We start from the raw sequence: 18,539 nt of genomic DNA, 5'->3' as shown, positions 1-18,539 counted from the left end.
ATGGCGGCCCTGCGACGATGCGGGCCCTCGGCCCGCGGAGGAGTCGGGCCATCAGGTGTAGCACGGCGGGTGTTCACCGTCGGCTGTTGCGTGGTGTTGACAGCGACGGGATGCGCGTTCCACGGCCTGAATTCACTGCCCCTGCCCGGTGCCGTCGGACGCGGGCCGGGGGCCAACATCTACCACGTCGAACTCCCGAATGTCGGTACGATGGAGTCGAATTCGCCGGTCATGATCAACGACGTCGTCGTCGGCAGTGTCGGCACGATGAGGGTGCAAGGCTGGCACGCCGACGTCGAGATCTCCGTCAAGCGCGACGTGGTGGTCCCGGCCAACGTGGTAGCCACCGTCGGTCAGACCAGCCTGCTGGGCTCGATGCATGTGGAGCTCAATACTCCACTGGGCCAACAGGGGAGCGGACGGCTGCAGCCCGGCGCCACCATCCCGCTGAGCCGGTCCTCGGCCTACCCGTCGACCGAGCAGACGCTGTCGTCGCTGGGGGCGGTGGTCAACGGCGGTGGACTGGGACAGATCGGGGAGGTCATCCACAATTTCTCGGCCGCCCTGTCCGGGCACGAGGGTGCGGTGCGTGATCTGATCACCCGCCTGGACACGTTCGTGGGAACTCTGAACGACGAACAGGACAACATCGTCGCCTCCATCCAGGCCCTGAATCGGCTGTCGGCCACCTTCGCCGACCAACGCGACGTCGTCACCGACGCGCTGCGCAAGATCCCGCCGGCGCTCGAGGTGTTGATCAAGGAGCGGCCTCGTCTGACGGCCGCCCTGGATCACCTTCGCGTGTTCAGCAACACCGCCAACCGGCTGGTCAACGACGCCCAGGCCGACCTGGTGAGGAACCTCAAAAACTTGGAGCCGACCATCAAAGCGCTCGCCGACGTCGGACCGGATTTCGGCGCGGCCATCGCGGCGTCGTTCGTGTTCCCGTTCACCCAGAACTTCGTCGACCGAGCCGTCCGAGGCGACTTCTTCAACCTGCACCTCGATTTCGACCTGACGATCCCACGGCTCAAGAAGGGATTGTTCCTCGGAACCCATTGGGGGCAACTGGATATGCCCATACCACCGGTGCCCGGGGATCCGTATCGCCTCAATTACACACTCGATCCTTTGCATAACCCGCTGAGGCCACCGTGGGTCGATCCCGACGCGTTGCCACTGCCCCCGCCGCCGCCGGGAGCGGTACCGGCACCGGGACCGGGAAATTATGGGCCGCGCCCCGGGCCGGCCCCGGCTGAGGCGCCGGTGCCTGACGCGGGTCTTGGACAAACGCCGGCGCCGGCAGAGGCGCCGCCGGCGGGAGCGGGTGGATAGATGCTGACGCGCTTCGTTCGGATCCAGCTGGCGATTTTCACGGTCGTCGGGGCCATCGGCGTGATCGCGATGGTGCTCTTCTACATCCAAGCGCCGACGCTGCTGGGCATCGGTCGGATGACCGTGACGCTGGAGTTGCCGGCCACCGGCGGCCTCTACCGGTTTTCCAACGTGACCTACCGTGGTGTCCAGCTCGGCAAGGTCACCGCGGTGGGTTTGACGCCGACCGGCGCGAAAGCGACGCTGTCGCTGAGCACTTCACCGAAAGTGCCCGCCGACCTGACGGCCCAGGTCCTCAGTGTCTCCGCGGTGGGCGAACAGTACGTGGACCTGCGACCCAAAACCAATTCGCCGCCCTACCTGCACGACGGCTCGGTAATCTCCGTGCGCGACACGACAATTCCGCAGCCGGTCGCCCCGATGCTCGAGCAGGTCAACGCCATGGTCCAAAGCATCCCGAAGGCCAAACTCGGCCAGTTGCTGGACGAATCCTTCCAGGGCTTCAACGGCACCGGTTACGACCTGGGGTCACTGATCGATTCTTCGAAGACGCTGTCGCGCGACTCCAACGGCGTCGTCGACCGCACCCGGGCCCTCACCGAAGACACCGGGCCGCTGCTGGATACCCAGGCGCGCACCACCGATTCAATCAGAACGTGGGCGCGTAGCTTCGCCGGCATCTCGGATGTCATGGTGAACAACGATTCCCACTTCCGAACCATCCTGCAGAAGGGTCCTGACACCGCGAACGAAGCATCCCGCCTTCTCGAACAAATCAAACCGACGCTGCCGGTGTTGCTCGCCAACCTGACCACCATCGGGCAGATCGGCATCACCTACCATCCCTCGATCGAGCAGCTGCTGGTGTTGTTGCCGTCGGGGGTCGCCATCGAGCAGGCCGCCACGGGTGAAAACCATCCCGACGGTAAGGCTTACGGCGACTTCGCGGCCACCGTCGACGATCCACCTATTTGTACGGTCGGCTTCATGCCGCCCAACACCTGGCGATCCCCGGACGACCTGAGCGACATCGACACACCGGACGGGTTGTATTGCAAACTCCCGCAGGATTCACCGATCGCGGTTCGCGGCGCCCGCAACTATCCCTGCATGGGTCACCCGGGTAAGCGCGCGCCCACCGTCGAAATCTGCAACAGCGACAAGCCGTACATGCCGCTGGCGATGCGTCAGCACACCACCGGGCCCTATCCCTTGGATCCGAATCTGATTTCCCAGGGCGTCCCGCCCGATGACCGGATTACCGTCAATGACAGGATCTTCGGCCCGGTCGAGGGAACGCCGCTGCCGCCGGGCGCGGTGCCGCGCGGCGACGCGGCGGGGCCGCGGGGAGCAAACCCACCACCGGGCACGGTGGGAGCAGCTGTGCCCCCCGTGCCGTCGTCGGGACCGACGCTGGCGCCGATGTCGAGAATGTCGGCTGACATTCCGGCTTTTGCGCCACTCGATGTCGCTGCGCCGGACGAGCTTCCGGCGCCACCATCGCCGCCGCCACCACCGGCGCCCGCACCGCTGGATCAGGTCGACGGTGGGCAGCCCCAGGCCGCGCCAAGCTCGTTCGGAGCCAACGTATCTAAGCCCGCGCCCTCGGTCGTGGTGGCAAAGTACGATCCGCACACCGGTCGTTATGTCGGTCCGGACGGAAAGTTGTACCAGCAGTCGGATCTCGTTGCTCCGAAGGCGCCCAAGACGTGGAAGGACATGATTCCCACCTGAATCCGTCCTGAGGCAATGCGGAGCCGCGAAGCGGCGGGGCAGTGAAGTTACGACGCCCGGGTCAGGAAAGCTGATCCAGGCGCAACGGCATCGCGACGTCAAGCCACTGGTTCTGCCCGCAGGCACCGCTGGGGCCGACCGTCTTGTCCTTGCCCGAGAGGACTCGCGACCCGAGTTGCCATCCGCCGTTGTCGTTTACGGGGAAGAACATGTAGGTCTGCACTCCGGTGAACGTGGTGCCGTCTTCACACCGTTCCCAGTTCGGCACTTCGCGTCTCACCTTCCACGTCTCCCCATCAGTCATGTAGAGGGGCGCGGTCCAGCCCTGGTCGCTCGTCACCTGACCATGGCATTCCTGGGTTGAGTCGCACGTCGAACTGATGGTCCATACTTGGTAGACCGTCGGCTCACCCTTGTACTGATCGTTGGTCTGGGCATAATCGCCAATGGATGTGGCGCGGAAAGTTCCGTTGATCGCCACGTCGTCCTTGGTTATTGCCTGGGCCGTGGCGGCGGTGCTCAAACCGCCGAATGCAGTGGCAGCCACCAGCGTTGCGGTGGTGAGTGTTTTGGTTGAACGCATCAGGTGCTCCTCGAAGCGCGTAATCCGAGAGTGCCTATGGCACCTTTTCGCCGTCGGTCGCGGCGTTCTCGAGCGATGACGTTACACCGCTTCGCCCGGCCCGGTAACGGTTAGGACAACATCCGCCGTGCTCACCCGGAAGGGTCGAATTTCGAGATCAGCCAGGAACCGTCGACTTTTGTCAGCGTGACCAGGATGCTGCTCTGCGTCTTGTCGGGATCTTTCTTTTGCACGCTTGCCGTGGTCTGGTCCACGAAAACCAGCACGGTGGCCGAATCAGGATGCAATTCCGAGACTGCGGCCCGAATCACCTTAGCGGTCGCCGTCAATTGTCCCTTCTGCGCCGTCGGCGCGACCACCTCGTCGGCGAATTTGCTGTAGTAGGTGAGAAAGCCGCCGGTGAGATGGGATTTCGCGTTGTTGAGATCGCGGTTCAAATGCTCGTACGAATACGACAACGTCGCCACGGCACCATCTGACGCCGCCTGGATTGCCCGGTGCGCCGCCGCGTCGCCGACCTGCTGATCCGGCCGATACAGAAAGAAGTACACGCCGGCAGCGACTCCCACGGCGGCAATCACCAACGTTGCCGCGACGATCGAACGCCACCGTGCCAAATACCGGTGGGCGCGACGCCGAATCGCTGCCCGCCGACGCGGGCGTGCCGGTGCCTCGCCGGCGGGTGGCTTCGCGTCCTCGTCGGAGCCGTTCGGCGATGAGCCATGTTCGACGGTCATCGCAGGAAATCGACTTTCGACATCTTGAGCTGGCCGTCGTCGCGGTCCAGATTGACGCTGAGCCGGAACAAGGCCGGCGGCGGTTTGGCGTTATCCGGCCCAGTGGGAGTGGTTTTCGCCGCCACCAGCACGACTCCCGAATTGTCGCTCAATGACTCGACGGCGACGGCTTCGATGGTCACCTTGGTGCCGACCTTCGTTTCCTCGGCCTTGTTCACTATCAGGGGCGACAACACGGCTAGCTGGTTTTTCTGGTCCCCTGTGGAGGCATCGATCGAGCGCTGGACATCCTCCCTGGCATGATCGGGGTCAATCGACATCAGTGCCGTGACCCCTTGCCGGGCGGCTGCACTGAACTCCGCGGCGAGTTGGCGATTATGCACGTTGATGTGGTGCTGCCGCAGCATGTAGCCGCTCGCGGCGAGAGACGCGGAGGCGAGCACGATGCCGACGCCGACAGATAGCGTTTTCCGCCCCGGGCGCCGGAGCCACCCTGGACGTCGAAGCCACCCAGGACGCCGCAACCGTAACCGTTTCCGGGTCCCCTTGGCGGGGTGCTGCTCGACATCTTGGGCGTCGTCGTCCGCGCGCCCGGCTTCGGTTGCCCCGCGCAGCTTCAACAGGCGTGCCCGAGCCGCCTCGGCGCGCGCTTCGGCTTTGGCGACTTCGTCTTCTACGTCCGTTTCTGACGGGCCCGCCGCGGCGCCGGAGTTCGAGTGTGATTCGTCGGGAGCGGCACTCCTCGGGTCACTAGAATCGTCGGCGTTGGGCCCCTCCGGATCGTGCACGGAGAAGCAGCTTATCACTGGAGCCTGAGCTCAACGCCGCCGTCGGACGGCCGCCTTCGTGGCTCTTACATGCGGAAATGCGCGCCCGCCGGGGCGCGGAGCCGGGTGGCGTTCGGGATGGCCCGGCGCTGACCGCCTTTCGGTCCACGTGATCTTCTCCAACCAGGAGAATTTTCTTTTCAGGTGTGGCAGAGTAATCGGGTGCGATCAATCGTGCCTCTGGTTGCCGCGTTGCTCGGCGCCGGTGTGGTGGCGGCGCCGCCAGCCTCGGCCGGGCCGACTGTCTGCGACTACCCCGCCTGCACCCCGGGCATCATGCCCCATCAGGTTCTCGGTGCGCCGTGTGACAACACGACCTACTACGCCTTCGGCGTCGCCGACGGATACGTTTCCTTCGCCTCCGAGCCCGGACGGCTGATGTTCTGCGGCTCGCCGCGGAGATATCAGCCTCGCTGGTTCCGCTCGCCTCCGATGGCCGGGGTCAAGGAAGAAAACGCCGACTGCACGAACTATCTGAACTACGTCGCGCAGGCGCCCGATGGTCTGTTCCTGATTTGTATTGCTCACGACGGCATATCGAGCTGGGTCCGCGCCGACACGTAGCCGCGTCAGCCGCGGGTCTCCCGCGGTAGACCGAGCAGCCGGCGGCTTAAATCGGTAACCCGGTCGAGCAGTGTGTCGTCGTCGATGTCGGCGACCAACGGATGCATGACCGCGGTGCTGAGCGCGCCGGAGAACATCGCGGCCTCGATGCGCCCGTCGAGACCCGCATCGCTCAGTAGCACCCGATACAGGCGGTCCATGAAGAGTTGAAATGGCTTGTGCTCGGCCAGCAATCGGACGACGACGGGGTCGAATTGCAGCGTGCGCACCAATCGGCGGTCGCGAACGGCCATCTCAACCACGCCCACCAGCAAGGCATCTCGTGCCGCAGGCCCGTCGTCATAGGCCTCGGCGGCCTCGAGCGCCGGCGCGAGGCGGCCGAGTTCGCGCTCGGTCACGGCGATGACAATCTGCTCTTTGGTCCGGAACTGGTGGTAGACAGCGGCTTTCGTGATCCCGACGGCGTCGGCGATCATCTGCAGCGACGTACCGCTGACCCCGTGGGTGGCGAACAGATCCAAAGCGGCATCGAGTACCCGCGTCCGGGCCGGGCTGTGCGCGACGAGCCAGAATCGCTCACCGATGGCGGCCTGCCGTGCTGTTCCCACGCACCGAGACTAGACCACGCTATTGACCGAGGCTAGCCGATCGGCTAGCTTCGCTCACTAGCCGAGCTTTGGCGGCGATTCGTGCGGGGAAGGAGTACCGATGTCCGACGTCGGCGCAAACGATGCAAGCGGCGCCCAACAGGCGCGCACCGCGCCCCGGCGGACCGACGGCGAGCTGATCCTGCTCTGGACGCTGCCGGTGGCGCTGATCCTATGGATCGCCTCGTTCTTCCTGTTTCCGGGCTTCAATCCGCCGATGTCACCCTCCATGCCGGCGGATGCGGTCGCCGCGTTCTACCGCGATCCGGCCCACGTCCCGCAGATTCGCTACAGCATGATCCTGTTCAACTGGTTCGGGGTCTGCCTCGTCCCGATTCTGGCGCTGATCGTCCTGCAGATCCGCCGCATGGCGCATCGGACGCCGATCTTCTCGTATGCGATGTTGGGTTGCGTGGCCGGCGGTCCGACACTGTTTCTCGTCGCCAACGTCTGCTGGTTGCTGGCCGCCTTTCGACCGGAACGCAGCCCGGCGCTGACCCAGCTGCTCAATGATCTGGGCTGGATCACCTTCACCATCCTGGTCCCGTTCCTGATCGGGCAAAGCGTAATCCTCGCCCTGGCAATCTATTTCGACGATCAGCCGCGTCCGGTATTCCGCCGCTGGGTGGCTTACTTCAACCTGGCGGTGGCGGCCGCGCTGGTTCCCGCCGCCTTCGTCGGCGTGTCGTTGACCGGCCCACTGGCCTGGGACGGGTTCTTGTCCTTCTGGGTCAAAAACGTTGCGATCGCGGCCTGGATCGTCGTGATGGGCGTGGTGCTGGGGCAAGCCGTCTACCGGGAGCGCGCCGAAAACGCCGGGCGCGCAGAGGAACTGGTCGACGCATGAGCGCGGTGATCACACCGCCCGCCTTCCCGGTCACGCCGCCTGCCGGACCGCTGCGCCAGCGACTCGCCTGGCATCTACGGCACAACCCCAAGCGCGAACTCTGGTTGGCGTGGTGGACGCTCGTCGTGTTCTACAACATCTTCTTCCCGATGTTCTTCATCGTGGCGCAAGTCCAGCCCCCGCCGCAGCCCACCTGGGACCTTGCGACGCAGGCCCACTGGTTCTCCGAACGCCACCTCGGCATACCGTTTGGCTTCGGCGTCATCTTCGCCATCAGCGGCATGATCGCGATCAACAACGCCCTGATCGCGTATTCGATGCGGCGCATGTCCGTCAGCCCCGCGTTCGGGTACAGCTATCTGATCATCTACTCGCTCAGCGCCGTACCCGGCATGCTGCTGCTCAACATCGCGCTGATCGTCGGGACGCTGCGACCCGAGCGAGACCCCGAAGCTCTCGGATGGCTCTACGACTTCGCCTTCCTGTCTTTCGACGGGACCATGGGGGTGTTCCTCATCGGGTCGCTGATCTGGATGGTCGCCATCCTGCTCGACAAGAATCGCGTGTTCCCCAAATGGTTCGGCTATCTCAACCTGTGCAACGCGCTGACCGAGGTGGTCGTGGCGCCGTGCTGGATCTTTCGGCGGGGCGTCTTGGCCTGGAACGGCCAGATCGCCTGGTGGCTGGACATGGTGGTGTTCGGCATCTACCAGGTCACGTTCATCGTCATGCTGTTCCAGATGATCCGGCGCGAAGACTTCGGCACCGGGCCGCTGCCCGACCGCGCCCGCAAAGAGGTGGCCACCCGATGACGGACCTCGCCGATCGGAACCGACGCGCCGTACCGGGGCAGCCGGACATGTGGGCGTTCGTGTTGTTCGAAACGCTGGTCTTCACCGCGTATTTCGGGTTCTACCTGTTCTACCGTGCCCACAATCCCGAGCTGTTCTTGCACTCCCAGGCGCAGCTGGATTTGCGGATCGGGGTCTTCAACACCCTCGTCTTGCTGCTGAGCTCCTGGTCGGTGGCGCGCTGCGTTCAGTCGGCGCGCGCCGGCGCCTACCGGGCGGCGCTCAAAGACGTCTACATCACCGCCGCATTCGCCGCGGTCTTCCTCTTCTTCAAGGTGTTCGAATGGGCACGTCTGGTCGGCATCGGACACGGGTTCGACAGCGACGACTTCTTCACCTACTATTTCTTCCTCACCGGTATCCACTTCGTGCACCTGCTGATCGGCTTCGTCGCGCTCGGCGTCATCGTCTACCAAATCCGCAGAGCGGCGCGAAAAGCGCGGGGCGCCAACGACGCCCAGCAACTTGTCGAAACCTGCGCGACCTATTGGCACACCGTTGATTTCCTATGGGTGCTCATCTTTGCGCTGCTGTACGTGGTGAGGTGATCGGAATCAAGTTCAACAAGCGGTTGATGATCGTCTGGCTCGTCCTCTCGGCGCTCACGCTGGCCTACCTCTGGATAGATCATTCCGCCGGCGCACTGCTGAAGTCCAGCGCGGTGGTGACGTCGAGCGTCATCGTGATCGCACTCATCAAGGTGCGCATCATTTTTCGCGAGTTCATGGAGGTGCGAAGCGCTCCGGTCCTACTGTGCCGACTCACCGATGCGTGGGTGGCGCTGATCGGCGCCGTCTTGCTCGGCTGCTACTTCGTCGGCATGCAGGTCTGACTAAGCCACGGGTGCGACCGCATCGGCGGTCGTGAACGTCAGGTGCAGCTCGCTCAAACCCCGCAAGATATACGTCGGCTCGTAGCTGTAACGGCGCTCGGCGCTCGGTCCGTGATGGGCCGCGTCAATCTCGATGTGCGACATCCGATCCAGGAGGCGCTCGATCGAGACACGGCCCTCGACGCGGGCGAGCGGACCGCCCGGGCACGAGTGCACGCCGCGGGCGAACGCCATGTGCTCGCGCACATTCTTCCGGTTGATGTCGAACTCGTGCGGGTTGTCGAACCGGCGCGGGTCGCGATTGGCGGCGCCGGGCAAAATCATCACCACGGTGCCGGCGGGGATGTCGACGCCGCCGATGCTCGTGGCCTTACGGGCAAGGCGGGAATCGCTTTTCACCGGGCTCTCCATCCGCAGCGATTCCTCGATGAAAGCGGGGATCAGGCTGCGGTCCTCGCGCACCTGCCGCTGGATGTCGGGCCGGTCGCCGAGCACCTGCAGGGCGGCGCTGAGCAACTTGGCGGTGGTTTCCTGCCCGGCGGCGAAGAGGAACGTCGCCGAGCGAACCACGTCGATCACCTCGGGCGTCGACCCGTCCGGGTACTTCGCCTCCGCCAAGAAGGTCAGCACGTCGCCGCGTGGCTCACGTCGCCGCTCCTCGATGTAGTGACAGAACTTGTCGTCGAGCCATTCCAGCGGGTTGATGCCGACCGTCTCGTGATCCAGGGCGCCCACCCGCGCGCCGGGACGATCGGCACCCAGCACGGTGCGGAACTGCGTGTGGTCTTCCTCCGGGACGCCGAGCAGGTCGGCGATCACCAAGGTGGCGAACGGCTTTGAGTATTCGGCGATGAACTCGCACTCACCGTTGTGCAGGAACTCGTCGAGCTGGCGATCGGCGAGTCGCCACATGAACTCCTCGTTCTGCTTGAGCCGGCTCGGGGTCAGCAGCTTGGCCAGGACCGACCGGGCCTTGGTGTGGTCCGGCGGATCCATGGTGACCATGTGCTCGAACATCGGGAACGAACTGCGGTGCTCGTCGATCTGTGCGCTGATGTCCTCGCCTTCGGGGGTGAACGGCAGCGGAGGGAACGGCCCGCCGAGCGCGACGATGTTCGAGAAGGTGTCCGGGTCCTTGTAGACCTCGGTGGCTTCTTCGTAGCCGGTGATTGCGACGACGCCGTAGTGCGGCAGCCGCAGTACCGGGTTCTGGCTGCGCAGATAGTCGAAGTAAGGGTGCGGATCTGGGACCAGAGACGGATCGGTGAAGAAGTCGATCGACTCGAAGGTGCTCATCGGATTGCGTCTCCCTGGGCTGGGTTTACCGGTGGTATCGGCGGCAAGCGGTACCGCCGCGGTGATTTCGAAATCGGAAATGTGCTGAGCACCTGCTTAGCATGGCGGTAATGTCAGGGTCAAGATCGAGGGCGCCGCGCCACGATACGATCCGAGTGGTCGGCACGGGATGGCACACAGTACGGAGCAGGGACATGACATCTGCCCGCAGGATCGGGGCGCCGGACGCGAAAAATCGCGCGTTGCTGCTCGATGCCGCCGAGCAGCTGATGCTCGAAGAGGGCTATGCCGCGGTCACCTCGCGTCGCCTCGCGAACAAGGCGGGGCTGAAGCCTCAGCTCGTGCACTACTACTTCCGCACCATGGAGGAGTTGTTCCTCGAAGTCTTCCGCCGCCGCGCCGAGGAAGCGCTCGAAGTGCATGCGCGACTACTGCAATCGCCGCAGCCGCTGTGGGCGCTGTGGCGGTTCGGCACCGATCCCGCATTCACCCGGATTTCCATGGAATTCATGGCGCTGGCAAACCACCGAAAGGAGATGCGTACCGAAATTGCCTACTACGCTGCGCGCCTCCGCGAGGACCAGCGCCAGGCGGTGACGGCCGCGCTGGAGCGCTATGGGCAAGTCCGAGAAGACATACCACCCGTGGTCTGGACGGTCTTGATGAGCAGCCTGTCATGGTTCCTGGTGCTCGAGCAGGCGGTGGGCATTGACGGTGGCCACGCCGAAACCGTGGAGCTGGTCGAAAGTTATCTGCGTCGCTTGGAGGGCGAGCCGCGACCCATCGAAGGTATCCCGCAGACCTGGATGGTTCACCAATTCCGCAGCGAGCAGAGCACGCCTTTGGGGCCGTCCTTGGATACGACGACAGCTCCGTCTACCGCCAAGTCGCAGTGAAGGTTTGGCGCCCCGGGCTCGGTACCCGTGCTCGCCACGACCATCGCATACACGTCGGGTTTTGACAGGTCCAGCTCGTAACTCCACGGCTTGCCCGGTGCGAGGTCGATGTCGACGTGCGGCGTGAACGCGTAGGGGTTGTGGCTGTAGTCGGCGAAAATGGCCGGCTCATGATCCAGGTAATAAATGCTGGTGTAGATCGGATTCTGCGCGGACACCGTGTACTTGACGTGATGCATGACGGCCTCGTCGGCATGCGCCTGGCCACTTCCCGCCAGCACGCCGGCCGCCACCAACAGGGAAGCCGACGACACGACGGACCCGACGCCCATCGCCGTCCTCAGATTGATGGTCATGACGCTCCTCCGGCCGCCGGGCGAGGTTTGCTGTTGCGGGTCATGACCCGTTCCGCGGCCTGCCAGTGCGGGTCGGCAACCCATAGCCGTGCAAAGGATGCTATCGCCTCCTCAGGGGAAACTCCGCGGATTACGCGCTTTATCTCAGTCGCCGGGAGGCGGGCGAGCGACCGTGCCACAGCACGCCACCCTTCGTCGGGTGAGTCGAAGACGGCGCGCGGTAACACGCGGTCCACCAGGCCGATTTGCTCCGCGTCCGCCGCGCTCAGCGTGATTCCCGAGCCGGCCAGCAGCAGCGCCTTGCTCTTTCCGACCAGCGCGGCCAACCGCTCGGCACCGCCCCAGGCCGGCATGATCTCGAGCTGCACCTGGTTGAAGGCGATCTTGATGTCGTCGGCGGCCACGCGGATGTCGGCGGCGACGGCGACTTCGGCGCCCCCGCCGAACGCATGACCGTTGAGCGCGGCGACGACGGGAGCGGGGAAGTCCGCCAGCTGATCGCAGATCGACCGCATGCGCCGGGCCATCGCTGCGGCATCGGCTTCGGTCCGCAGCGCGCTCAGTTCCTTGAGGTCACCACCGGAGACGAAAGCGTGCTCTCCGGCGCCCTTGATCACCAGCGCCTGGGCGCCCGCCGCCGCGTCGATCGCCTTCTCCAGCTGGTCCATGGTGTCCAGGCCGATCGCGTTGCGGGCGTGCGGGCGGTCGATGGTGACCACCGCCAGCCCGTCGTCGATCTCCAGGTCCACCATGCGTCATCGCTCCTCGACAGCAACCCGATATTGGCATTCTCTTTTCGCGAGAATAACATCATCGCTGCAGGCAAAAGAATTTTCGCCTGCGGGATGGAGGTGGCTTGGTGCGGAACCGAACAGTGGCCGCCGCTGCGGCCCTTGCCGTCGCCTTGCTGGGGGCATGCACGTCGCATCCACCGACCCAGATCGCCAGCACGGCATCAGTCACCGTGAACGGGACCGATCGAAACTTCCACATCGTGAAGTGCGGTCAGGTGCAGTGGACTCGGATGATCGACATCGGCAGCGAATTCACCGGCGCCAAGGTCGTCGTCGACGAGAGCGCGCAACCGGCGACGGCCCAGTCTGTGCGCATCCGGAACGTGGGCGGGTTCAGCGGGATGTACTCCCAGGGTGGCGACGGCAACGCCGACATGAGCATGACGGGCGACAAATTCACCGTCACCGGCACCGCCAACGGCTACAAGACCGACAAACCCAGTGAACCGGCCACCGCCACGTTCAAAATCGTCGTGACGTGCTGACACCGCGCCGAAGCGGGCTCGGCGAGGCCCACGTTGCGGTTGGGCGCCTGTAGAGAATAGTATTCTCACAAATCAAGAAGGAGGATTCCATGGGCCAGTTGTCCCACAAGGTGGACGTTCCGTTCCCGATCTTTGACGCGGATAACCACCTCTACGAGCCGCCGGAGGCGCTGACCAAGTTCCTGCCCAAGGAGTACAAGGACTACGTCCAGTACGTGCAGATCAACGGTCGCACCAAGATCGCCATCCGCGGCCAGATCAGCAACTACATTCCCAATCCGACCTTCGAGGTCGTCGCCCGGCCGGGCGCCTGGGAGGAGTACTTCAAGTACGGCAACCCGGACGGCAAGAGCAAGCGCGAGCTGTTCGGTGAGCCGATGCGCGCGATCCCGGCGTTCTTCGAGCCCGGCCCGCGCCTGGAGACGATGAACGAGCTGGGCCTGGACAAGACCCTGATGTTCCCGACGTTGGCCAGCCTCCTGGAGGAGCGCCTGCGTGACGACCCGCTCGCCATCCACGTCCTGGTCCACGCGCTGAACGAGTGGCTGGACGAGGTCTGGGGCTTCAACTACCAGAACCGCATCTTCACCACGCCGGTCATCACCTTGCCGATCGTCGAGAAGGCGATCGAGGAGCTGGAGTGGGCGGTCAAGCGTGGTGCCCGCGCCATCCTGGTCCGCCCGGCGCCGGTCCCCGGCTTCCGCGGCCCGCGGTCGTTCGCGGTGCCCGAGTTCGACCCGTTCTGGGAGCGGGTCGTCGAGCACGACGTGCTGGTCGGCATGCACTCGAGCGACAGCGGCTACTCCCGGTACACCTCAGAGTGGGACGGCGCCGACCAGGAGATGCTGCCGTTCCAGACCAACGCGATGGGCATCCTCAACGAGTGGCGGCCGATCCAGGACTCGGTGGGCTCGTGGGTGATTCACGGCGCGCTCTACCGGCATCCCAAGCTCAAGGTCGCGATCGTCGAGGCCGGTTCGAAGTGGATGACCCCGTTGCTGGACGGCCTGGCAGAGGTCTTCCGCAAGGCCCCGGAGGCGTTCCCGAGCGACCCGGTCGAGATGGTCAAGAGCCGGATTCACGTCAGCCCGTTCTTCGAGGACGGCATCGACGACCTGGTCAACCTGGTCGGTGTGGATCAGGTGCTCTACGGATCGGACTGGCCGCACCCCGAGGGGTTGGCGGAGCCGACCTACTACATCGAGGCGCTGTCGCACCTGTCCGTCGATGACCAGGCAAAGATCATGGGCGGCAACCTCGGTCGACTCGTCACGGTGTGACGTCCTGGCGGACCATCCCCGAGATGGTCTTGAGCGCGGCGGACCGCTTCGGCGACGCGGAAGCAGTCGTCGACGGTCCGCTGCGCCTCACCTTCACCGAAGTTGTCGAGCGGATACGCTGTGCCGCGGGCTCTTTCGCGGAACTCGGCATCGAAAAGGGTGACCGAGTCGCGATTTGGGCGCCCAACTCGGCCGAGTGGATCATCGCGGCGTTCGGGTTGCTGACGGCCGGCGGCGTGCTCGTCCCGGTCAACACGCGGTTCAAGACCGAGGAAGCCGGCGACATCATCGTCCGCAGCAAGGTGAAGGCCGTCCTGGTCCAAAAGGGCTTTCTGGACCAGGATTACACCCTGTCTTCGAAGCCCTCCGGGCTTCCACCGGTCATCGATCTGAAGTCCGACTTTTTGTCCAGCGGTTCGCCGTTCGAGCGGCCGGTGCGCGGCACGGACATCTCCGACATCATCTTCACCTCGGGCACGACCGGCCGCCCCAAGGGGGCGATGCTCAATCACGGCCAAACGCTGCGAATGTACGAGGAGTGGGCTTCGCTCGCGGATCTGCGTGAGGGTGATCGCTACCTGCAGATCAACCCGTACTTTCACACGTTCGGCCTGAAGGCGGGGTTGGTGACGTCCTTCCTGCGCGGCGCGACGATGCTGCCGGTCGCGGTCTTCGACATCGACACCGTGGTGGATCTCATTGAACGCGAACGCATCACGATGCTTCCCGGCCCGCCGACGCTGTACCACTCGTTGCTCAGTGTCGGTGACAAGTCCAAGCTGTCGACGCTGCGGGCCGCGGTGACCGGCGCCGCCGACATCCCGGTCGAACTGGTCCGTCGCATCCACGGCGAACTGCCGTTCGAGACGTTGATGACCGGCTACGGCCTCACCGAGGCCGGCAACGTGACGCTGTCGCGGCCCGGGGATTCCTTCGAGGACGTCGCCACCACCGCGGGGCTGCCCTGCGACGGAGTCGAGGTGCGCATCGCCGACGACGGCGAGGTGGTGGTTCGCGGCTACGGGGTCATGCAGGGCTACCTCGACGACCCCGACGCGACGGCCCAGGCGATCGATGCTGAGGGCTGGCTGCACACCGGAGATCTGGGAAATTTCGACGACGCCGGTCGCCTGCGCATCGTCGGCCGCAAGAAGGACATGTTCATCGTCGGGGGGTTCAACGCCTATCCCGCCGAGATCGAGGGCTTCCTGCTCAATCACCCCGCCGTCGCGCAGGCGGCCGTCATCGGTATCCCCGACGAACGGATGGGCCAGGTGGGCAAGGCGTTCGTGGTCCGCAAGGGCGAGGTCGGGCCCGACGAATTGATCGGCTGGTGCCGTGACCGCATGGCCGGGTTCAAGGTGCCGCGCGCGGTACAGTTCCTTGATTCACTCCCACTCAACGCGACGGGGAAAGTGATGAAGGACCAACTTCGATGAATGACGGCGATATTCATTCGATGGTGATCGCGTCGGACTACCGTGTCCCGGATCCGTCGCGAGTATGGCCGTTGCTGGAACGCAACAAGGCGGCCCTGGCCGATATCGGCGCGCACCACGTGCTGGTCTACACCTCGACGCACGACTACGGCCGGGTCCTGGTGATGATCGGAGTCCACAGCCGCGAGCCGATCGTCGAGCTGCTGCGGTCCCGGGTGTTCTTTGATTGGTTCGACGAAGCCGGCGTGGACGACATCCCCGCGGTATTCGCCGGCGAGATCATCGACCGGTTCATCGCCCAGCCACCGCACACCCCGGCGGCCCCCGGGGTCGTGGTGGCCGCCATCGCGTCCGTCAACGATGTAGCCCTGCTGACCTCCGAAGTCAGCACGGCCATGGACAGATTCACCACGGCAGGCATCCGAAAGACCTGGGTATTTCAGGCTTTCGACGATGATCACGAGGTGCTGATCCTGCAGGAGTTCCCCGACGAGGAAAGCGCGCGGGAGTGGATCGACCACCCTGACGCCGCGGCGCAGTGGATGTCGGGAGCGGGCATCGGCGCCTACCCGCCGCTGTTCGTCGGGCGGTTCTCCGACATGATGCGCATCGAGGCGGACTGAGGGTCCGCCGGTGTTCGTGTGCCTGTGTAACGGGGTCACCAGCCAGACCGTGACCGAGGCCGTCGAGTGCGGGGCGTCGACCACCAACGAAGTCGCCCAGGCGTGCGGAGCGGGCACCGATTGCGGTCGCTGCCGGCGGACGGTGCAGGCCATCCTGCGATCGTCGGCGCCGGACCGGACGCCCAACTCGATCTGAGGCGGCCGGCGCGGCTGTATATCAGCGGCGCGGACTGCCGTCCGGTGACGTCGGCTGGACGAGTTCGACGAGCAGGCGAGGAATCTCGAGCCGCGGCAGCACCACCTCGACGAAAACCATGCGGTCTTTGTGTTCGGCGGCGGCGGTCAACGCCTCGTCGAGCTCCCCGTAGGTCTGGACCCGAAACGCCAGGTGATCGGTGACGCCCAGCGCGTGCGGAACGTCCGTCCACTTCCAACTGACGATGTCGTTGTACGGCGCCGTCTCGCCGTGGATGGCGCGCTCGACGGTGTAGCCGTCGTTGTTGACCACCACGATGACGGGGGAGAGCCCCTCGCGTGAGAACGTGCCGAGCTCCTGGACGGTCAGTTGCGCGGCGCCGTCCCCGATGAGCAACACCGTGCGGCGGTCCGGATGCGCCACGGCGGCCCCGAGGGCGGCCGGCAACGTGTAACCGATTGAGCCCCATAGCGGTTGACCGATGAAGGTGACCCCTTGCGGCAACCGGTGGTCGGCCATGCCGTAAAAGGAGGTGCCCTGATCGGCGAGCACCACGTTGCCCGGTGTGAGGGCCTGGCACAGCCGATCCCACACCATTTTTTGGGTCAGGGGTTGATCGCGCGGCGGGGGCGGCGGGAGCGGCTCGGCCGGCGGCGAGGCCACCGGGGGCGACGAGGTCCCGCGCCGGGCCAGGATGGTGGCCAACGCTTCCAGCGCGGCGCCCATTTCCAACGGCGCGAAGACTTCTCCGGCCACGCTGCTTTGGTACTGGCCGACGTCGATGGTCCGGGCCGGGTCGATCCGCTGGCTGAAGAAGCCGCTCACCATGTCGGTGAACACCACGCCGGCGGTGACCAACACGGGAGCCTCTTCGATCGCGGTGCGCACCGCCGGGGCGCTGGCCAAGCCCGCGTAGATCCCCAGGAAATTTGGTGAGCTCTCGTCGAGCAGGCTCTTCCCCCACATCAGCGTGGCATGCGGGACGACGTCCGCCGCCAGCAACGCCTCGAGTTCTTTGATCGCCTGCAGGCGGTGGACCAGCAGGTCGGCGAGGACGGTGAGCCGGTGGCCGCCGATGAGTTCGGTCGCGGCCTCGACGAACATCGCCAGCGCGCGGGGGCTGGTGCCGCCGCTGTAGCGGGGCAGCGGAGTCTCGGGCGGCTCGGTGGGGAAACGTGCCACGTCGGTGGACAGCAGGATGTATCCGGGGCGCTTCTGCTCGCGCACCTCGGACAAGACCCGGTCGATCTCTCGGCGGGCCGTTGCGGGCATGAGATTGGCTTGAGCGCAGGTGATTTCGCGGCTGACCCGGAAGAAGTGTTCGAAGTCGCCGTCGCCGAGCGAATGGTGCAGCGCCCGGCGGGTGCCCTGGGCGTCCTTGGACGGGCCGCCGACGATGTGGACGACGGGGACCTGCTCGGCGTAGCTGCCCGCGATCGCATTGGCCGCAGACAACTCACCGACGCCGAATGTCGTTACCAAGGCCGACATTCCGCGCAGCCGTCCATATCCGTCGGCGGCATAGCCGGCGTTGAGCTCGTTGGCGTTGCCGACCCACCGCAGGCGGGGGTGGGCGATGATGTGGTCGAGGAACTCCAGGTTGTAATCACCGGGAACGCCGAAGATCTCCGAGACGCCGAGTTCGGCGAGGCGGTCCAACAGGTAGTCACCGACGGTGTATGCGGGTTCGGTCGCAGCATCAGTCACAGGCACGACGGTACGCTCGGCCGAATCCATTCCGGGCGCGACGCCGTGCCAGTATCGTGCGGGCCATGGCACTCAAAGAATCCCGCGACATCGTGATCGAAGCCAGTCCCGAGGAGATTCTGGACGTCATCGCCGATTTCGAATCGATGCCCGAATGGTCGGAACCGCACCAGAGCGCGGAGGTCCTCGAGACCGGCGACGACGGGCGCCCTCGCAAAGTGAAGATGAAGGTCAAGGTCGCCGGGATCACCGACGAACAGGTGGTGGCCTACACCTGGGCGGACGACGCGGTGAGCTGGACGCTGGTCAGCTCCTCGCAGCAGAAGGCGCAGGACGGCAAGTACACCCTGATACCGCAGGGCGACAAGACCCTGGTGAAGTTCGAGCTGCTCGCGGACCCGAATGTGCCGCTGCCCGGCTTCGTGCTGAAGCGCGCCGTGAAGGGGACGATTGACTCCGCGACCAAGGCCCTGCGTGAGCGAGTGCTCAAGGTCAAGAAGGGCAAGTAGT

22 protein-coding genes are annotated in these 18,539 nt (G+C 65.1%); 14 read left to right on the top strand and 8 right to left on the bottom strand.

Going from position 1 to position 18,539, the window contains the following annotated elements:
* Both JF781_RS12530 and JF781_RS12525 read left to right on the top strand, forming a co-directional pair.
* The gene (locus JF781_RS12530; RefSeq protein ID WP_225327392.1) at positions 1-1,335 is read left to right on the top strand and encodes an MCE family protein; all 1,335 of its coding nucleotides are present in this window, start codon (positions 1-3) and stop codon (positions 1,333-1,335) included.
* Positions 1,336-3,069: an MCE family protein gene (locus JF781_RS12525; protein ID WP_225327391.1), complete on the top strand. Its 1,734-nt coding sequence runs from the start codon at positions 1,336-1,338 to the stop codon at positions 3,067-3,069. It abuts the gene before it with no gap.
* Positions 3,070-3,130: 61 nt separating this feature from the next.
* On the opposite strand, the gene JF781_RS12520 is transcribed toward JF781_RS12525, so the two are convergent.
* From JF781_RS12520 to JF781_RS12510, 3 genes are all read right to left on the bottom strand, one after another.
* A complete protein-coding gene (locus JF781_RS12520) occupies positions 3,131-3,652 on the bottom strand; it encodes a hypothetical protein (protein ID WP_225327390.1) in 522 nt (173 codons plus the stop codon).
* 131 nt (positions 3,653-3,783) lie between these two features.
* On the bottom strand, positions 3,784-4,389 hold the full coding sequence (locus JF781_RS12515; protein WP_225327389.1) for a hypothetical protein: 606 nt from the start codon (positions 4,387-4,389) through the stop codon (positions 3,784-3,786).
* A complete protein-coding gene (locus JF781_RS12510; RefSeq protein ID WP_225327388.1) occupies positions 4,386-5,177 on the bottom strand; it encodes a hypothetical protein in 792 nt (263 codons plus the stop codon). The genes JF781_RS12515 and JF781_RS12510 overlap by 4 nt, the downstream gene beginning before the upstream one ends.
* Positions 5,178-5,390: 213 nt before the next feature.
* Here JF781_RS12510 and JF781_RS12505 point away from each other — a divergent pair, with 213 nt between their 5' ends.
* A complete protein-coding gene (locus tag JF781_RS12505) occupies positions 5,391-5,780 on the top strand; it encodes a hypothetical protein (protein ID WP_014379207.1) in 390 nt (129 codons plus the stop codon).
* A 5-nt stretch (positions 5,781-5,785) separates the two neighbouring features.
* Here the strand turns inward: JF781_RS12505 and JF781_RS12500 are convergent, their stop codons facing one another.
* The gene (locus tag JF781_RS12500) at positions 5,786-6,388 is read right to left on the bottom strand and encodes a TetR/AcrR family transcriptional regulator (protein WP_225327387.1); all 603 of its coding nucleotides are present in this window, start codon (positions 6,386-6,388) and stop codon (positions 5,786-5,788) included.
* Positions 6,389-6,488: 100 nt separating this feature from the next.
* Between JF781_RS12500 and JF781_RS12495 the strand changes: the two genes are divergently transcribed.
* The 4 genes from JF781_RS12495 to JF781_RS12480 are packed head-to-tail and all read left to right on the top strand — an operon-like array spanning position 6,489 to position 8,957.
* Complete coding sequence (locus JF781_RS12495) at positions 6,489-7,274, top strand: hypothetical protein (RefSeq protein WP_225327386.1); 786 nt, start codon at positions 6,489-6,491, stop codon at positions 7,272-7,274.
* Positions 7,271-8,086 carry a hypothetical protein gene (locus JF781_RS12490; RefSeq protein WP_225327385.1) on the top strand — a complete coding sequence of 272 codons (816 nt, stop codon included), beginning with the start codon at positions 7,271-7,273 and terminating at the stop codon, positions 8,084-8,086. Before JF781_RS12495 ends, JF781_RS12490 begins: the two co-directional genes overlap by 4 nt.
* Positions 8,083-8,673 (top strand): cytochrome c oxidase subunit 3, encoded by a 591-nt coding sequence (locus tag JF781_RS12485; protein ID WP_225327384.1) that lies wholly within the window; start codon positions 8,083-8,085, stop codon positions 8,671-8,673. The genes JF781_RS12490 and JF781_RS12485 overlap by 4 nt, the downstream gene beginning before the upstream one ends.
* Entirely contained in the window at positions 8,673-8,957 is a 285-nt protein-coding gene (locus tag JF781_RS12480; RefSeq protein ID WP_225327446.1) for a cytochrome C oxidase subunit IV family protein, read from the top strand. Before JF781_RS12485 ends, JF781_RS12480 begins: the two co-directional genes overlap by 1 nt.
* On the opposite strand, the gene JF781_RS12475 is transcribed toward JF781_RS12480, so the two are convergent.
* Entirely contained in the window at positions 8,958-10,253 is a 1,296-nt protein-coding gene (locus JF781_RS12475) for a cytochrome P450 (RefSeq protein ID WP_225327383.1), read from the bottom strand. It lies immediately after the preceding gene.
* A 194-nt stretch (positions 10,254-10,447) separates the two neighbouring features.
* On the opposite strand from JF781_RS12475, the gene JF781_RS12470 reads away from it, so the two are divergent.
* Entirely contained in the window at positions 10,448-11,149 is a 702-nt protein-coding gene (locus JF781_RS12470; protein ID WP_225327382.1) for a TetR/AcrR family transcriptional regulator, read from the top strand.
* Here the strand turns inward: JF781_RS12470 and JF781_RS12465 are convergent.
* Positions 11,065-11,430, bottom strand: a complete 366-nt coding sequence (locus tag JF781_RS12465; protein WP_225327445.1) for a hypothetical protein — start codon at positions 11,428-11,430, stop codon at positions 11,065-11,067. The genes JF781_RS12470 and JF781_RS12465 overlap by 85 nt on opposite strands.
* Positions 11,431-11,501: 71 nt before the next feature.
* Positions 11,502-12,257, bottom strand: a complete 756-nt coding sequence (locus JF781_RS12460; RefSeq protein ID WP_225327381.1) for an enoyl-CoA hydratase/isomerase family protein — start codon at positions 12,255-12,257, stop codon at positions 11,502-11,504.
* A gap of 107 nt (positions 12,258-12,364) precedes the next feature.
* On the opposite strand from JF781_RS12460, the gene JF781_RS12455 reads away from it, so the two are divergent.
* From JF781_RS12455 to JF781_RS12435, 5 genes are all read left to right on the top strand, one after another.
* Positions 12,365-12,784 carry a lipoprotein LpqH gene (locus JF781_RS12455; RefSeq protein ID WP_225327380.1) on the top strand — a complete coding sequence of 140 codons (420 nt, stop codon included), beginning with the start codon at positions 12,365-12,367 and terminating at the stop codon, positions 12,782-12,784.
* 89 nt (positions 12,785-12,873) lie between these two features.
* Complete coding sequence (locus tag JF781_RS12450; RefSeq protein WP_225327379.1) at positions 12,874-14,064, top strand: amidohydrolase family protein; 1,191 nt, start codon at positions 12,874-12,876, stop codon at positions 14,062-14,064.
* A gap of 23 nt (positions 14,065-14,087) precedes the next feature.
* Entirely contained in the window at positions 14,088-15,503 is a 1,416-nt protein-coding gene (locus JF781_RS12445) for a FadD3 family acyl-CoA ligase (protein ID WP_225327378.1), read from the top strand.
* Positions 15,500-16,126: a fatty-acid--CoA ligase gene (locus tag JF781_RS12440; RefSeq protein ID WP_225327377.1), complete on the top strand. Its 627-nt coding sequence runs from the start codon at positions 15,500-15,502 to the stop codon at positions 16,124-16,126. Before JF781_RS12445 ends, JF781_RS12440 begins: the two co-directional genes overlap by 4 nt.
* Positions 16,127-16,136: 10 nt before the next feature.
* Positions 16,137-16,322: a bacterioferritin-associated ferredoxin gene (locus JF781_RS12435; protein ID WP_225327376.1), complete on the top strand. Its 186-nt coding sequence runs from the start codon at positions 16,137-16,139 to the stop codon at positions 16,320-16,322.
* A gap of 21 nt (positions 16,323-16,343) precedes the next feature.
* Here JF781_RS12435 and JF781_RS12430 read toward each other — a convergent pair whose 3' ends face one another.
* Positions 16,344-18,059, bottom strand: a complete 1,716-nt coding sequence (locus tag JF781_RS12430; protein WP_225327375.1) for an alpha-keto acid decarboxylase family protein — start codon at positions 18,057-18,059, stop codon at positions 16,344-16,346.
* A gap of 35 nt (positions 18,060-18,094) precedes the next feature.
* On the opposite strand from JF781_RS12430, the gene JF781_RS12425 reads away from it, so the two are divergent.
* A complete protein-coding gene (locus tag JF781_RS12425; protein ID WP_225327374.1) occupies positions 18,095-18,538 on the top strand; it encodes an SRPBCC family protein in 444 nt (147 codons plus the stop codon).
* Position 18,539: the final 1 nt, after the last annotated feature.

Origin of the sequence: Mycobacterium sp. WUMAC-067, from assembly GCF_020217485.1 — a bacterium.
Lineage (GTDB): Bacteria > Actinomycetota > Actinomycetes > Mycobacteriales > Mycobacteriaceae > Mycobacterium.
This window is presented reverse-complemented; position numbering and strand designations above follow the sequence as displayed.

Excerpts from the sequence above, each read along its gene's own strand:
- JF781_RS12530 (WP_225327392.1), top strand. The coding sequence starts at position 1 with ATGGCGGCCCTGCGACGATGCGGGCCCTCGGCCCGCGGAGGAGTCGGG.
- JF781_RS12525 (WP_225327391.1), top strand. The coding sequence starts at position 1,336 with ATGCTGACGCGCTTCGTTCGGATCCAGCTGGCGATTTTCACGGTCGTC.
- JF781_RS12520 (WP_225327390.1), bottom strand. The coding sequence starts at position 3,652 with ATGCGTTCAACCAAAACACTCACCACCGCAACGCTGGTGGCTGCCACT.
- JF781_RS12515 (WP_225327389.1), bottom strand. The coding sequence starts at position 4,389 with ATGACCGTCGAACATGGCTCATCGCCGAACGGCTCCGACGAGGACGCG.
- JF781_RS12495 (WP_225327386.1), top strand. The coding sequence starts at position 6,489 with ATGTCCGACGTCGGCGCAAACGATGCAAGCGGCGCCCAACAGGCGCGC.
- JF781_RS12490 (WP_225327385.1), top strand. The coding sequence starts at position 7,271 with ATGAGCGCGGTGATCACACCGCCCGCCTTCCCGGTCACGCCGCCTGCC.
- JF781_RS12485 (WP_225327384.1), top strand. The coding sequence starts at position 8,083 with ATGACGGACCTCGCCGATCGGAACCGACGCGCCGTACCGGGGCAGCCG.
- JF781_RS12475 (WP_225327383.1), bottom strand. The coding sequence starts at position 10,253 with ATGAGCACCTTCGAGTCGATCGACTTCTTCACCGATCCGTCTCTGGTC.
- JF781_RS12470 (WP_225327382.1), top strand. The coding sequence starts at position 10,448 with ATGACATCTGCCCGCAGGATCGGGGCGCCGGACGCGAAAAATCGCGCG.
- JF781_RS12460 (WP_225327381.1), bottom strand. The coding sequence starts at position 12,257 with ATGGTGGACCTGGAGATCGACGACGGGCTGGCGGTGGTCACCATCGAC.
- JF781_RS12450 (WP_225327379.1), top strand. The coding sequence starts at position 12,874 with ATGGGCCAGTTGTCCCACAAGGTGGACGTTCCGTTCCCGATCTTTGAC.
- JF781_RS12445 (WP_225327378.1), top strand. The coding sequence starts at position 14,088 with ATGGTCTTGAGCGCGGCGGACCGCTTCGGCGACGCGGAAGCAGTCGTC.
- JF781_RS12440 (WP_225327377.1), top strand. The coding sequence starts at position 15,500 with ATGAATGACGGCGATATTCATTCGATGGTGATCGCGTCGGACTACCGT.
- JF781_RS12430 (WP_225327375.1), bottom strand. The coding sequence starts at position 18,059 with ATGGATTCGGCCGAGCGTACCGTCGTGCCTGTGACTGATGCTGCGACC.
- JF781_RS12425 (WP_225327374.1), top strand. The coding sequence starts at position 18,095 with ATGGCACTCAAAGAATCCCGCGACATCGTGATCGAAGCCAGTCCCGAG.